The sequence below is a fragment of the Bradyrhizobium sp. SK17 genome (genome assembly GCF_002831585.1).
GTDB lineage: Bacteria > Pseudomonadota > Alphaproteobacteria > Rhizobiales > Xanthobacteraceae > Bradyrhizobium.
Genome location: NZ_CP025113.1, coordinates 2,559,782 through 2,573,999, shown reverse-complemented (window position 1 = coordinate 2,573,999; position 14,218 = coordinate 2,559,782). Strand labels below are relative to the sequence as shown.

General features: G+C 64.3%; 12 protein-coding genes and 1 pseudogene. 2 read left to right on the top strand and 11 right to left on the bottom strand.

Annotated features, from left to right (window positions below; genetic code table 11):
- Positions 1-134: 134 nt before the first annotated feature.
- The 11 genes and pseudogenes from tilS to CWS35_RS11960 all read right to left on the bottom strand — a co-directional run bounded on the left by tilS (position 135) and on the right by CWS35_RS11960 (position 11,873).
- Positions 135-1,157 carry a tRNA lysidine(34) synthetase TilS gene (gene tilS, locus CWS35_RS12010; RefSeq protein ID WP_100952004.1) on the bottom strand — a complete coding sequence of 341 codons (1,023 nt, stop codon included), beginning with the start codon at positions 1,155-1,157 and terminating at the stop codon, positions 135-137.
- Positions 1,158-1,208: 51 nt separating this feature from the next.
- A pseudogene (ybgF, locus tag CWS35_RS12005) lies at positions 1,209-2,236 on the bottom strand (tol-pal system protein YbgF).
- 254 nt (positions 2,237-2,490) lie between these two features.
- Positions 2,491-2,973, bottom strand: a complete 483-nt coding sequence (pal, locus tag CWS35_RS12000; RefSeq protein WP_016846948.1) for a peptidoglycan-associated lipoprotein Pal — start codon at positions 2,971-2,973, stop codon at positions 2,491-2,493.
- A 282-nt stretch (positions 2,974-3,255) separates the two neighbouring features.
- Complete coding sequence (locus CWS35_RS11995) at positions 3,256-3,990, bottom strand: acyl-homoserine-lactone synthase (RefSeq protein WP_024584925.1); 735 nt, start codon at positions 3,988-3,990, stop codon at positions 3,256-3,258.
- 173 nt (positions 3,991-4,163) lie between these two features.
- A complete protein-coding gene (locus tag CWS35_RS11990) occupies positions 4,164-6,488 on the bottom strand; it encodes a bifunctional diguanylate cyclase/phosphodiesterase (protein WP_024584924.1) in 2,325 nt (774 codons plus the stop codon).
- Between the two features lie 184 nt (positions 6,489-6,672).
- Positions 6,673-8,016, bottom strand: a complete 1,344-nt coding sequence (gene tolB / locus CWS35_RS11985; protein WP_029880235.1) for a Tol-Pal system beta propeller repeat protein TolB — start codon at positions 8,014-8,016, stop codon at positions 6,673-6,675.
- A 72-nt stretch (positions 8,017-8,088) separates the two neighbouring features.
- Positions 8,089-9,024, bottom strand: a complete 936-nt coding sequence (locus CWS35_RS11980) for a cell envelope integrity protein TolA (RefSeq protein ID WP_024584922.1) — start codon at positions 9,022-9,024, stop codon at positions 8,089-8,091.
- 16 nt (positions 9,025-9,040) lie between these two features.
- Entirely contained in the window at positions 9,041-9,511 is a 471-nt protein-coding gene (locus CWS35_RS11975; RefSeq protein ID WP_024584921.1) for a biopolymer transporter ExbD, read from the bottom strand.
- 43 nt (positions 9,512-9,554) lie between these two features.
- Positions 9,555-10,268, bottom strand: a complete 714-nt coding sequence (tolQ, locus tag CWS35_RS11970) for a protein TolQ (protein ID WP_024584920.1) — start codon at positions 10,266-10,268, stop codon at positions 9,555-9,557.
- Positions 10,269-10,687: 419 nt separating this feature from the next.
- Positions 10,688-11,074, bottom strand: coding sequence for a fluoride efflux transporter CrcB (crcB, locus tag CWS35_RS11965; RefSeq protein WP_100956270.1), 387 nt, complete (start codon positions 11,072-11,074; stop codon positions 10,688-10,690).
- A 199-nt stretch (positions 11,075-11,273) separates the two neighbouring features.
- Positions 11,274-11,873 carry a superoxide dismutase gene (locus CWS35_RS11960; RefSeq protein ID WP_024584918.1) on the bottom strand — a complete coding sequence of 200 codons (600 nt, stop codon included), beginning with the start codon at positions 11,871-11,873 and terminating at the stop codon, positions 11,274-11,276.
- A gap of 138 nt (positions 11,874-12,011) precedes the next feature.
- Here CWS35_RS11960 and CWS35_RS11955 point away from each other — a divergent pair, with 138 nt between their 5' ends.
- Both CWS35_RS11955 and CWS35_RS11950 read left to right on the top strand, forming a co-directional pair.
- Positions 12,012-12,542 (top strand): GNAT family N-acetyltransferase, encoded by a 531-nt coding sequence (locus CWS35_RS11955; protein ID WP_100952003.1) that lies wholly within the window; start codon positions 12,012-12,014, stop codon positions 12,540-12,542.
- 151 nt (positions 12,543-12,693) lie between these two features.
- Complete coding sequence (locus tag CWS35_RS11950) at positions 12,694-14,079, top strand: MATE family efflux transporter (RefSeq protein ID WP_100952002.1); 1,386 nt, start codon at positions 12,694-12,696, stop codon at positions 14,077-14,079.
- The last annotated feature ends 139 nt before the right edge of the window (positions 14,080-14,218 follow it).

The following is a 14,218-nucleotide window of genomic DNA, read 5'->3' as shown; positions in this document are numbered from 1 at the left end:
GGGAACCACGCACGACTATTTACCGCATCCTAGCGCGATTCCCGGTCAAAAAATGGCGCTAAATCCGGTGTTTTTTCGGGGTGGTTAAGCCACCTTGCCGGATTATGACAGCGATTGAAACAATCGAACCCGGCTCAGCGTGAACGCACCCGGCGCGGGGGCGCCGGGGCGATCGTGATACGGCCGCCGGCAAGGCTGACGACGGCTCCGGCAAGCGTCTGTTTCAGCTTGGGTTCGCGTTTCGCCAGGGCCCCATCGAGGGCTGCGAGCAGGGTTTCCACCTTGCCGAGTTCGGCCGGCCCCTCATGCCCGATCCGGTCGATCGCTCGCTTGAGCAGACGAAGCCGGATTTCCTCGGGCGTCACGGCGAATGATCCGGCATCGAAACCGGCGTGCGGTCCATCCTCATCTTTCAACGCAAGATAGCGCTCGGCGTCATCGACCTGTACTTCCAGGGCCGCGTTGGCGCGCGCGATCCGCGCTGCCAGCCGTGCCAGGTTCCGCGCGTCGCCGCCCTCCTCAGCCAGGACCGGCATCAGCGCGCGCAGCCGCGGACGCGTGAAAGCCGGATCGCGGTTGGTCGGATCGTCGGCAAAGCCGACGCCCGCCCGCTTCAGCGTTGCGATCAATTGCGCCTTCGCGACATCGAGCAGAGGCCGCGTCAGCAAAATCCCGTCACGCTCGGTCTCGCGCGCCATCGCTGACAGTCCCGCAACGCCGCTGCCGCGCAGCAGCCGCATCAACAACGTCTCGGCCTGGTCGTCGCGGGTGTGGGCGGTCAGGATATGCGTGGCGCCGTGCTTGCGCGCGGCTTGCGCGAGCAGGCGATAGCGCGCCTCGCGTGCCGCCGCCGGCACGCCGGTCCCGGGCTTCGGCCCGCTCCAGCGCAACGTGTGATGGGGCAAATCGAGGCTGCGCGCCAGCCGCTTGACGTCGCGCGCCTCGCGCGCCGCCTCCCGGCGCAGGCCGTGATCCACGGTCACCGCCACCAGCCGGGGGCCTTTCGCGAGCGCACGGCGCCAGCGCGCGGCCAGCCACATCAGCGCGACTGAATCAGGACCGCCGGACACCGCCAGCACGAGCGTGGGCGCAGCTGCAAGCCCTGCGAACAGGCGCTTGGCGTCCCTTGCCGTGATGACCGTTTGATCCTCTAGCATCGCAAAACCAGCATATCGCGGAGAGGCCGGAGGCGGCCTCTCCTTGCCGGTTTAGCACTTCACGCGCTTCTGCTCGCGGTCAACCGCGGCTTTGACCCCGCCGGAGGCACGCGGATATTTCCGCGTGATCTCGCCGAATGCGGCGCAGGCGGCTTCCTTCTCCTTGAGCGCCGCCAGCGACTGGCCGAGCCGCAGCAGGGCGTCAGGCGCCTTGGCCGACTTGTCGAACTTGGTGGTCACCCCAAGGAAGGTCTCCGCGGCGTCGCGATATTGCTGGCGCTGGAAATAGCTTTCGCCAAGCCAGTATTGCGAGTCCGCCACCAGCGGGTCGCTCGGATATTTCTGGGCGAAGTTCTTCATCGTCTCTTCGGCGAGCGCATAGTCCTTGCGCTGGATGTAGCCGATGCCGAGGTCGAACTCGTCCTTCGGCGTCGCCGACGGCGGCAGAGTGGTCAGGGCCGCGCGCGCCCCCGGGGCCGGCTGCGGGCTGGTGTTGCCGAGATTGAGCGGCTCCCCGCGCCGCGACCGCCGGGCGCACCGACCTGAGCGTCGCCCGGCATCGGCATCTGGCCGCCACCGAGTGCGCGCGGCACCCCCGGGGCATTCGGGTTCTGGTTCGGGTCGAAGGCGTCGCCACGTCCGCGGCGGCCGCTGCCTGGCGGCGCGGCAACCACCGGCTCCTGCACGATCGGCGCCGGCGCTGCGATCTGCTGCTGGTCATAGCCGCCCTGTGGCTGGCGGCCATATCCCTGCTGCGGCGCCCCGTACCCAGGCTGCGCTGGCGGGTAAGCCTGCGGCTGCTGCGCCGGCGGCACCGCCGCGACACTGGGCTGGCCTGCCGGAGGCTGTCCGCCCTGTCCGGGTGGCTGGCCGCCAAGCTGACGCAGCCGCTCCTCGAGCTGGCGGTTGCGATATTGCAGCTCCTCGTTCTGGCCGGTCAGCTGCCGCAGCTGGTTTTCGAGCCGCTCGATGCGCATCTCCGCGTCTGAATCGTCGGATTGGGCAAACACTGGAGCAGAAACGGCGAGCAGCGCCGCGATCGCCGCGGCGGAGGAAAGTAAATGAAGCCTGGATGACATTTTGCCCTGACGACGAGATCGACGTGAAAAGCGAGCGACATTGAGGGACGGAGTACGCCGGAATTGTGACTGGCAGTTCAAATCCAGGACAGCGTCTCAAGACAGCGTCGCTGACACCGGTTTAGTACGGACGCCGGAACAAGCAAGCGGCCAATTGCGCGCAGCTTCGTTCATCAAGCTGAAGGCACGTATCGGCCAAAACAAAACCGGCGCCCGAGGGCGCCGGTTTGCAAAGAAATGCACGCAGGGTCGCGTCAGGAGCTGGCGTTCAGCACGGTGACGGCGCGGCGGTTCTGCGACCAGCAAGAGATGTCGTTGCAGACCGCGACCGGGCGCTCCTTGCCGTAGGAAATGGTGCGCATGCGGCTCGGATCGATGCCGCGCGAGGCGAGATAGGCGCGGACCGACTGAGCACGGCGGGCACCGAGCGCGATGTTGTATTCGCGCGTGCCGCGCTCGTCGGCGTGTCCTTCGATGGTGAAGGAATAGCGGTTATAGGTCTGCAGCCACTGCGCCTGCTTGTCGAGGGTCGCGGTCGCTTGCGGGCTCAGATCGGTCTGATCGCTCTCAAAGAACACGCGATCGCCGACATTGACCACGAAATCCTGCTGGCTACCCGGGGTCGCGGCGCCCCCAATCGCGCCATTGGCGTCCAACGGGTTCTTGTTGGCGCAGGCGCCCATCGACAGCGCCACCGCCAGAACCGCAACCAGCTTCATACCCTGGAGATAATTCATTCCCGGAGCCTCCACGCTCACGCTCTTCGTACTACCCAATCGATCTACAGGGCGATGGTTAAGCGAACGTTCCGTCAACCTTGACGAGACCTTGCTGGACCCCATCAAATGCCAGGCAATGCCGGAAAGCGCCCCCGATGGTTAATGGGTGGCAAATGTGGCGCGACGGTGAAGGGAAGGCAAGCTTCGCGGGAACCGGCCGCTTTTGCAGGACAATCTGGCCCGCGCGCAACAGCCGGTCGATATCCCAGGTGCGAGATCGGCGGGTGTCCGCCGCTTCCCTCAGGAATTTGGTACGATCGACGCGCGCTCGAACGGCCGGACGATGCCGTCGGGCTGTAACTGGCCTTCCCGATCGAACAGCATGCGCCGCTCGAAGGCGCTGGAGCGCAGGAACGGATACCGGGCGAGCACGCGTTCGCGCACTGACGGCAGATGCGACGCCATCAAGCCGACCGGCTTGACCAGCCCGGGATAGAGCCGCGCCTCCGACCAGGTCTCATGCAGGAACACGCGCCGGTAGAACGCCATGTGCTCGGGCCGCACCGGCGCCAGGCCGTAATCGGCATTGAAGTGCACGCCCGCGGTCGAGCCGAGGCGCACCGTGACATACGGCAGTTCCGGAATGTTCCGTGCCTTGTCGGGGTCCGCGACGAAGCGCGTGGAGTCGATGAAGACCATGCCCTGATCGAGTTTCGGCAGCAGTATGTCGCCGAACACGTCGAGCGTCGGCGAGGAGCGCCATTCCGGAGTCACGACCGTGATGCGGATCGAGCTGCAGAGCTCGCCTTGCAGATAGACCCCGAACACCCAGGCATTCGGCGCATCATCGAACTGGTCGACCACGCGCTCATCCGCCGAGGCCCGGATCGCGCCCTCGCGCAGATAGGCGCGATAGCGGAGCCGGTAGATCTCGTCTTTCTGTTCCGGTGTCTGAGCGAGGCGGTAGTCGACTTGATCGAGGGGGTCCGCAAGCCTTCCTGTCGCGGGCTTGATGGCTTCGGCCGCGGACCTCATGTGGTACTCCCCTGAACAACCCAACAACTTCAACGCGCAGCCAAAAGATTAACAGCTTCTTAATTTCCGTCAAAGCAATCGAGCCAGTACGGTTAACTTGTGACCGCAAGAGTGCATTTCGAGAAGTGCACCCGGACGCATGCACAACTGCCAATTGAAGGTGTTCGATTAAGTCAGGCGATCGAGCGCGACGGAACCACGTGCAATTGCTCGTCGGGCCGCCGGCCATGCGAGGCATTGAGCAGTTGGCGGATGCGGACCGCGGGAACCGGCCGGCTGAACAGGTATCCTTGCGCTTCGGTCACCGCGCCGTCGGCACTGATGAGTTCCAACTGCTCATTGGTCTCGATGCCCTCGACCACCACCGACATGCCGAGGTCCGCCGACAGCCGCGCCACCCCGCGGAGCAGCGTCAGCGGACGGTCGCTGTCGATGCCTTCGAGGAAGGAGCGATCGATCTTGACCTTCTGCAGCGGGAAATTGTGCAAATAGCTGAGCGACGAGTAGCCGGTGCCGAAATCGTCCAGCGAGATCCGCACGCCGAGCGAACGCAGCTGCGACAGCACGTCGTGGGTCAGCTCGGTGTTGTGCAGCAGTGAGGATTCGGTGATCTCGATCTCGAGCCGGTGCGCCGGCAGCCCGGAAACCTCGAGTGCGTAGCGTACCTCGCTCAGCACGTCGCGCTGATGGAACTGCTGCGGCGAGAAGTTGACCGCGACGCTGACCGCTTCGGGCCACTTCATGCATTCCATGCAGGCCTTGCGCAGGATCCAGCGGCCGAGATCGACGATCAGGCCCATATCCTCGGCGACCGGAATGATGTCGACCGGAGAGACGGTGCCGCGCGCCGGATGGTTCCAGCGCAACAGCGCCTCGCAGGTCGAGACCTTGCCGGACTTCAGGTTGATCAGCGGCTGGTAGAACAGCTCGAACTCCTCGTTGGCGAGCGCCTTGCGCAGATCGAGCTCGAGAATGCGGCGGGCTTCGACGGTTTGCGCCATCTCGTCGCGGAAGAAGCAGAAGGTGCCGCGGCCGTCGGCCTTGGCGCGGTAGAGCGCCATGTCGGCGTTCTTCAACAGCGTGTCGGCGCTGACCCCCGGCGCGGTCATCGCGATGCCGACGCTGGCGCCGATCTCGACCAGGTGATTGTCGATCTTGTAGCGCTCGCTGAGGCGGTCGACGATGCGCCGCGCCAGCGCGGCGGCGTCCTCATGCGAATGGATGTTCTGCTGGAACACCACGAACTCGTCGCCGCCGAACCGCGCCACGAAATCCTCAGGACGCAGCATCTCGCGCAGCCGCTCCGCGACCGCGCAAAGCAGCTGGTCGCCGCAGGGATGGCCGAGCGTGTCGTTGACCTGCTTGAACTGGTCGAGGTCGACGAACAGCAATGCGGAACGATGGTCGCAGTGCTGCATGGCGAGCAGCCGGACGATCTCGTCGCGGAAATTGACGCGGTTGGGCAGCGCGGTCAGTTCGTCGTAGCGCGCCAGATGGCTGATCCTGGCCTCGGCATCCTTGCGCTCGGTGATGTCCTCGACCAGCACGACCGTGCCGCCACCGGCCATCGGCTGGAACGTCCAGTCGAGCGAGCGGTTTTTGCCCGGATCCGGATCGCTGGTGATGATATCGCCGCGCTGCGAGCTCTCGATCTCGTAGAGGATCTGTTGCGCCGCCGCCGCCGAGATCGCACCGGACAGCACGCACGCATCGCAGATGTCGGCGGCACTGGCACCGCGCTGCACGAAGTCGTCGGACAGCTGCATCATCTCGATGAAGCGGTGGTTCATCACCGCGAGCCGGCCGTCGGCGCTGAACATGCACAGGCCGTGGGGCATGTTGTTCAGTGCGGTGTCGAACTGGCCGGCCAGCGCGGCCTCGCGCTCCTTGGCGATCCAGGCATTGACGTAGATGCGCTGCAAGCTCGAAGTGAGGTGACGGATCGCGCTGAAGAACACCAGGCTGAGCAGCGCGAGCGCGATGTGATAGGGACCGCCGACATACATCAGTGCCGCGATCAGGGGACCGATCGACATCAACAGATGCATGTGGAAGATCTGCGGCCGGCCGAAGGTCCGCCCGACCCCCGCCGACGTGTAGGCGACAACCGTGGTCACGCACAACATATGCGCCGCAGCGTCCTTGGTCGTCAGCAGGACGGTGACGCCCCAGACGCCGAGCGAAATGCCGTAGGCGATGGTGCCGAGCCGGTAGCGCTTCTCCCAGGTCACGGACTCTTCGATGGTGAGCCGGGAATTGCGCTGCTGATAGCGATACATCTGGAGCGCGCGCGCCAGTCCGACCACAATGAACAGCGGTACGCACAGCCAGGACAGCAGATTGCCGGTGACAGCCGCAATCACGGCGCCCGCGATGGCGGGGCCGAAGGCGCCGAAGATCATGGGCGCGGGGTTCATGAACAGCGAATCGACGAGCGCCGCGGAAATCGTCGGCGACATCGACCGGTCCGGTTCTCCCGTCTGACTTGCAAACTGCATTGTGAGAGCGCGCGTCCTTTTCAGCTCGCACTCTTACTGACCGCAGGTGAAGTCTTTCTGAGGGAACATCGTTAGCGAGTCGTTTCCGCGACCCCTCGACTTACCGAATTCACTATCAAAATCAGTGCGCTAGGTAAGAAGTGCCGACCAGCCCCGTGGTTCCCCCGTACCGGTCGGCGAAAGCTCATGACAACAGCGGCGACCAGGCGGGATCGGAGGCAAAGCCCGGGGTCGGCACCCGCAGTTCGTTGCGCCCGGAGACGTCGATGGTGAACAGCGACGGTCCGCTGTTACCACCGGGATCGCGGAAGAACATCACGACACGGCCGTTGGGCGCAAAGGTCGGGCCCTCATTGTGGAAGCCTGAGGTCAGGATGCGCTCACCCGAGCCGTCCGGCTTCATGATCCCGATCGCGAACTGCCCGCCGCCCTGCTTGGTGAAGGCGATGTAGTCGCCGCGCGGCGACCACACCGGCGTCGAATAGGTGCCGTCGCCGAACGAGATGCGCTGCGCCTGCCCGCCGGTTGCCGGCATCACATAGATCTGCGGCTTGCCGCCGCGATCGGATTCGAAGCAGAGCCGCGTGCCATCCGGCGCGTAGGACGGCGAGGTGTCGATCGCCGGCGTATCGGTCAGCCGCGTCATCGACTTCGAGCGCAGATCCATCACGAACAGATTGGAGTTGCCGCCCTGCTGCAGGCTCATGATGACGCGCTGGCCGTCGGGCGAGAAGCGCGGCGAGAACGACATGCCCGGGAAGTTGCCGACGATCTCGCGCTGGCCGGTCTCGATGTTGAGCAGATAGACCCGCGGGTCGCCCTGCCCGAACTCCATATAGGTGATCTCCTGGGTCGACGGCGAGAAGCGCGGCGTCAGCACGAGATCCGCGCCGCGGGTCAGGTAGCGCACATTGGCGCCGTCCTGGTCCATCAGCGCGAGGCGCTTGACGCGGCGATCCGCGGCGCCGCTCTCGTCGACGAACACGACACGGGTATCGAAATAGCCCTTCTCACCGGTCATCCGTTCGTAGATCTGGTCGGAGATGATATGCGCGATACGGCGCCAGTAGTCCGCCGACGTGTCGTATGACTGGCCGGCGAGCTGCTGGCCGGTGCTGACGTCCCAGAGCCGGAATTCCGCCTTCACACGGCCGTTGCCCTGGCGCGTCATGCGCCCGACGACCAACGCCTGCGCATTGACGCTCTTCCAGTTGTTCAGGTTCGGCGGCGCGTCGATATTGACCTGCTTCTCGAGAAACGCCGCCTGATCGATCGGCGCGAACAAGCCGCTGCGCTTCAGGTTGTTGGTGATGACCTGCGCGACACCGACGCCGACCTCGGTGTCACCGGGCGTACCAGCCGAAAAATTCGGGATCGCAATCGGCACCGGCGCGAACTCGCCGCCGGGGACCGGAATCTGCTTGCGCCCGCCTTCCTGTCCGATGGCTGGACGGAACGGCGCGCCGGCGAACGCGGAAATCGCGGCCATGCCGGAAATCATCTGGCGGCGGTTGAGGCGAAACGTCATTGCACGCAAATCATTGTTGTCGGTCATTGTCGGTAGACTTTGTCTGCTATTGGCCAAACGTCACGGCTGATCTCAGGTATTATTCTCTTTGAACACGGGCGCGAATGCTTTCCATTCTTCGAACCAACCCGCGGGCAGATTGTAGGGCTGACAGTCGATGATCGCGCGCAGGGCGCTCTCCTGATAGACACGCATGTACGGCGTTGCCGGAGTGCCTTCGGCCACCGGCATGCGCGCGAGAGTGCCGTCGCGCTTCAGATCGACGTCGATCACCACCTGGGTCCGCTGCTCTTCAAGGCTGCCATAAGGCTTGTTTTTCCAGCAGCGCTCGACCTGCTGCCTGAACATCGCGCCCCAGGTCGCGGAGTTGTCGGCGGCCTTGCCCCTCGCGGTGCCGAGCGCAGCGTTGGCATTGAGCGCATCGCCGGTCGCCGCGGCCCGCGTCGGGTCGCGCTTGTCGAGCAGTGCTGCGATCTTGCTCTGGTCGAACACGCGATCCTTCGGCTTCTGCTCCGGCGGCGGCTTGGCAGCCTGCTGCACCGGTTTAGGCGGCGGCTTCTTCTCTTCCTTCTTGATCGCTTCCGCGATCGGATCGGGCTTCACCGGATCGGGCTTCTTCTCGACCGGCTTTGGCTCTTCCTTCGGCTTGTTCTCGACCTTCTTCGGCGGATCCGGCTTCTTGTCTTCCGGCTTCTCCACCTTCGGCGTCGGCTGCGGCGCGGTTTCGGTCACCACCGGCGGCTTCTTCTCCTCGACCTTGCCGACCATGTCGTCGACCGGCTTGGCCTCGGCGACCTTGTCGACCAGCGGCTTGGGATTTTCCTTCTTGCCGTCCTTCTGGCCGGCCATGACGTGGGACAGCTGGTCGGACGAGATCACGTCGACGGCAACAGATTCCTCTTCGGGCATCACATACGCCCTGGTCGAAAACGACACGAGGCCCCACCCGATCACGAGGACGTGCAGGACAATCGATGCCGCCAGAGTCTTGTCGACCTTGACCTTCAATTCAGGCTTCCCTGTCCTATCCGCCTTCCGGGATGATGACGATGTTCGCCTTGAATCCCGCGGCCCGGACCTCGCCGAGCAATTTCATCATATCCGTGTAACAGACGTCCTTGTCGCCTCGCAGGTAGACGACTTTCTCAGCGTCCGACCGCGCATCGCCGATCGCCTTGATCTTGGCCGGGAAATCGGCGGCCGTGACCGGCGCGTCGCCGAGATAGAGCTCGACATTCGAGTTGCAGCCACCGCCGGTGCGCTTGACCGACAGCGTCAAGGGCGGCTGGTTCGACGAGATCGACTTGCCGCCGCTTGCGACCGGCAGGTCGATGTCGATGTTCGAGGTCATCAGCGGCGCCGCCACCATGAAGATGATCAGGAGCACCAGCATCACGTCGACCATCGGCGTGACGTTGATCTCGGCCATCACCGGCTTGCGTCCGCCGCGGCCGCGCCTGCCGCCGCCACCGGACCCTGCCATGCTCATCGCCATGATCGTGCGCTCACAAGAGTGACCATCGTGATCATCATCGGTCTCAGCCCCGCTCGTCGATCTGACGCGACAGGATGGCCGAGAACTCGTCGGCGAACCCCTCCAGGCGCGCGGCCTGCCGGTTCACCTCCGAAGTGAACTTATTGTAGAAAATAGTCGCCGGAATTGCGGCAATCAGGCCGATCGCGGTGGCAAACAGCGCTTCCGCGATACCCGGCGCCACCACGGCCAGGGAGGTATTTTTCGAGGCAGCGATCGACTGGAAGCTCGACATGATGCCCCAGACGGTGCCGAACAGGCCGACGAAGGGGCCGGCCGAACCTACGGTGGCCAGCACCAGCAGCCGCCGTTCCAGCCGCTCCACCTCGCGGGCGATCGAGACGTTCATGACCTTGTCGATCCGGGCCTGCAGGCCGGCAAAGGACCGCGACTGGCTCTCGAAGGAGCGCTTCCACTCCCGCATCGCCGCCACGAAACAGGCGGCCATCGACTGGGTCGGCTTGGCCGAGAGGGCCCGGTAGAGCTCCTCGATCGACTGGCCGGACCAGAACGCCTGCTCGAACTTGTCCATCGCACGCTTGGTGCGGGCGTAGAGCAGGATCTTGTCGATCGCGATCGCCCAGACCCACACCGAGCAGGACAGAAGTCCCAACATCACGCATTTGACGACCCAATGGGCCTGCCAAAACAATGCGATCAGCGACACATCGCTCGATGCCAGTGGCAGAGTCGACTGGGCCACATCGGCGGGATTCATCGGCAATATCCTCTCAACGCAAGTGTCCCAATTCGGCGGGCCGTCACCGGCACCGGTCTCACGGCCGCGCCCGGCGCGGCAAGAACTGCGCGAGAGCCTCTTACATCTGTCGCATGGGGGGCCCGTCCAAAGCCGGGCCCTGCTTCCCCTGCCAACATGTCAAAACGAGGGCTTTTCGCGCGGCATTCCGGCCCTAACCAAACGCTAATCATGGTTAAGGCGAGGTTACCAAAGGGAAATCTGGAGGCGGGAAATGCCGGCGGACGAGCCCCTTGGCAGGTTCCGGGGATGAACGGATCTCTCGTCATTCCGGGGCAGCACGAAGGGCTGAGCCCGGAATCCATTCATCACCCCGATGCGCGGCCCGATGGATTTCGGGCTCTCGCTTCGCGAGCGCCGGAATGACGGCCGCGGGTGATTCAGGTCAAATGCCTGATGATCGCAAGTCCTGCGAACAGGCCCGCGATCGAGAGCAGCACCGAGCCCAGCACATACAGCACCGCCAGCCCAACCTCGCCACGCTCATAAAGCAATGCGGTGTCGAGCGAGAACGCCGAGAAGGTGGTGTAGCCGCCGAGAATGCCGGTCATCAGGAACAGCCGCCAGGGCTGCGAGGCCTCGCCCTTGAAGGCGAGATAGCCGGCGATCAGGCCCATCACGGTCGAACCCGTGATGTTGATGATGAAGGTGCCCCAGGGAAACGCGGTGCCGAGGCAGCGCGCGCAGGTGATGTTGATCAGATGCCGCAGCGTCGCGCCGAGGCCGCCGCCGAAGAACACCAGAAGATAGCTTGTCGCCTGCCCCATCCGTTCCTTGTGCCGCATGGCTGTGGCCGCTGCAAGAAAACAAAAAGGGCAGCAGTTGATCCTGCCGCCCTCTTCCAAAGTAACCTTGTCGTCATTCCGGGGCGGTCCGCAGGACCGAGCCCGGAAACCATTCATCCATCAAGCGTGCGGCCCGATGGATTCCGGGTTCGATGCTTCGCATCGCCCCGGAATGACAAGATCAACCGGCCTTGCCGAACAGCTCGTCGACGTAGTCCCAGTTGACCAGGCTGTCGACGAACGCCTTCAGATAGTCCGGACGGCGGTTACGGTAGTCGATGTAGTAGGAGTGCTCCCAGACGTCGACGCCGAGGATCGGCACCGCGCCGTGGACCAGCGGGTTCTCGCCGTTCGCCGTCTTGGCGATCTCGAGCTTGCCGCCCTTGACCTGGAGCCAGGCCCAGCCGGAGCCGAACTGGCCGACGCCGGCGGCGGCAAAGTCGGTCTTGAACTTCTCGAAGCCACCGAGGTCTTCGTTGATCTTCTTCTCCAGCCGGCCGGGCAGCTTGCTGCCGCCGCCATTCGGCTTCATCCACTTCCAGAAGTGAATGTGGTTGTAGTGCTGGCCGGCATTGTTGAAGACGGCAGCGTTCTTGCCGAACGAGGTCTTCACGATCTCCTCGAGGGACTTGCCTTCGTATTCGGTCCCCTTGATCGCGTTGTTGCCGTTGGTGACGTAGGCCTGGTGGTGCTTGTCGTGGTGAAACTCCAGCGTTTCCTTGGACATGTAAGGCGCAAGGGCGTCGTGGGCGTAGGGCAGATCGGGTAGCGTGAAGGTCATGGGGTAATGTCCAACAGAGGGTGGGAGACTACACTTAACGGGTCCCCCTTATAGAAGGTTCCACGGCTGAGAAACACCGCATTTTCAGATCGTGTATGACAGATCGACACAACCCAAAGCAGGCCCAGGACGGCGACGATGAGCATCGAAATCGACATTCTCAACGGAGATGCGTCACGGCAGCGCGCCGAGCCGCTGCTCCGGGCGGTCTGGAGCCCTGACGTCATGAAGGACAAATCCTGGGGCGATATCAAATGGGCTCACGCGGATTTGCGCGTGTTGCTCGACGCGCCTGACGATGGCGGCCTGGCTTGCCACGTCGGTATCTATTTCCGGACCATCATCTGGAACGGCCACAAGGTACATGTCGGCGGCATCGGCGGGGTCTCGACCCGCGAGGACTGCCGACGGCGTGGCTATGCGTCACTCGCGCTCGACGCCGCCGTGCACACGATTCGTGCCAATGACGCGGTGAAGTTTGCAATCTTATTCTGCGAGCCGCACAATTTCGCGTTCTACGAGGCCCGCGGCTGGCATCATTTCACCGGCGAGGTCACCTGCGAACAGCCGTCGGGGACGATCCGGTTCGAGGCCATGGCGCCGCTCGTCAACGACATCGTCCGCGCCCCGCGTCAGGGCAAGATCGACCTATGCGGCTTGCCATGGTGACCCTTGCGCAGGCGCGGGTGGCTTGCGCGTGACGCACGCCGTAAAATGTTGATCATCATTTATTGATTGCGGGATGATCAATTGACGTCGAACAGCGCCCAGACCGGCACCACGCCCCCCTCCTGCTTGCGGGCGAGGTGAAGGCAACAGCATGACCATTGACGCCTCGATCGACGACGCGCGTTCCGCCGCGGCGACGCCGGCCAGTCCGGTCAATCAGTTGCTCACCGCGCCGATCCTGCCGACGCTGCTGAAGCTCGCTGTCCCCAACACCATCGCGATGTTCGGCTCGACTTTGGTCGCGGTGGCCGAGACCTCCTATATCGGCCGGCTCGGCACCGAGCCGCTGGCGGGCATCGCGCTGGTGTTTCCGTTCGCGATGCTGAACCAGATGATGTCGGCGGGCGCGATGGGCGGCGGCGTCTCTTCGGCGATCAGCCGCGCGCTCGGCGCCGGCGACCGAGACCGCGCTGCCGACCTGGCATTGCATGCGGCGATCATCGGGGTCGGCCTCGGCCTGTTCTTCACCGTGATGATGCTGGGCTTCGGCCGCAGCTTCTATGCGCTGCTCGGCGGCCATGGCGGCGTGCTCGAGCAGTCCCTGCATTATTCGCAGGTGCTGTTCTCCGGCGCGATCTCGATCTGGCTGGTCAACACGCTGGCGTCGGTGGTGCGTGGCACCGGCGACATGCGGATTCCCTCGATGACGCTGATCACGGTGTCGATGGTCCAGATCGCGGTCGGCGGCGTGCTTGGTCTCGGCCTGTTCGGCGTGCCCGGTCTTGGCATGCGCGGCGTCGCCGCCGGCCAGCTCACAGCGTTCACGCTCGGCGCGATCTTCCTTGCCTGGTATCTCGCCAGCGGCCGCAGCCGCCTGAAGCTCGATCTCTCCGCATTCAGCTTCCAGCGCGCGATGTTCCTCGACATCCTCAAGGTCGGTGCGATCTCCTGCCTGTCGCCGCTGCAAAGCGTGCTGACCATCCTGATCTTCACCAAGATCCTCGCCGGCTTCGGCACCGAGACATTGGCCGGTTACGGCATGGGTTCGCGGCTCGAATTCCTGCTGATCCCGATCGCCTTCGCGGTCGGCGTCGCCTCGGTGCCGATGGTCGGCATGGCGATCGGCGCGGGGCTCGTTGCACGGGCTCGCAAGGTGGCGTGGACCGCCGGTACGGTCGCGGGCCTCGTGGTCGGGCTGGTCGGACTTGTGGTTGCCCTCAAGCCGACGCTGTGGATCGCGCTGTTCACCAATGATCCCGGCGTCACCGCCGCCGCATCCTCCTATTTCGCACTGGCTGGGCCGGGCTTCGGCTTCTTCGGCGTCGGCGTCTGTCTTTATTTCTCGTCACAAGGCGCGGCCAAGGTCGGCGGCCCGGTGCTGGCCGGGACCATTCGCCTGCTCATGGTCGGCATCGGCGGCTGGTGGCTCGCCGCCGCGAGCGCCCCGGCCTGGACATTGTTTGCGCTGGTGGGCGCCGCGATGGTGGCGTTCGGCCTCGCCACGATCGTCTCGATCCGGCTGACCCGCTGGGGATAACGTTGCGCGGCAGCTGAGTCTTGCCTGAGCATTGCGGCAGCGGAAATAACCTAAAGAAATTTTCGGACCGCACTCGTCCGATCACGCGAATATGTCATTGCAGAAATCATTCGACTTGCTATGCAGGCCAGCCTCTTGG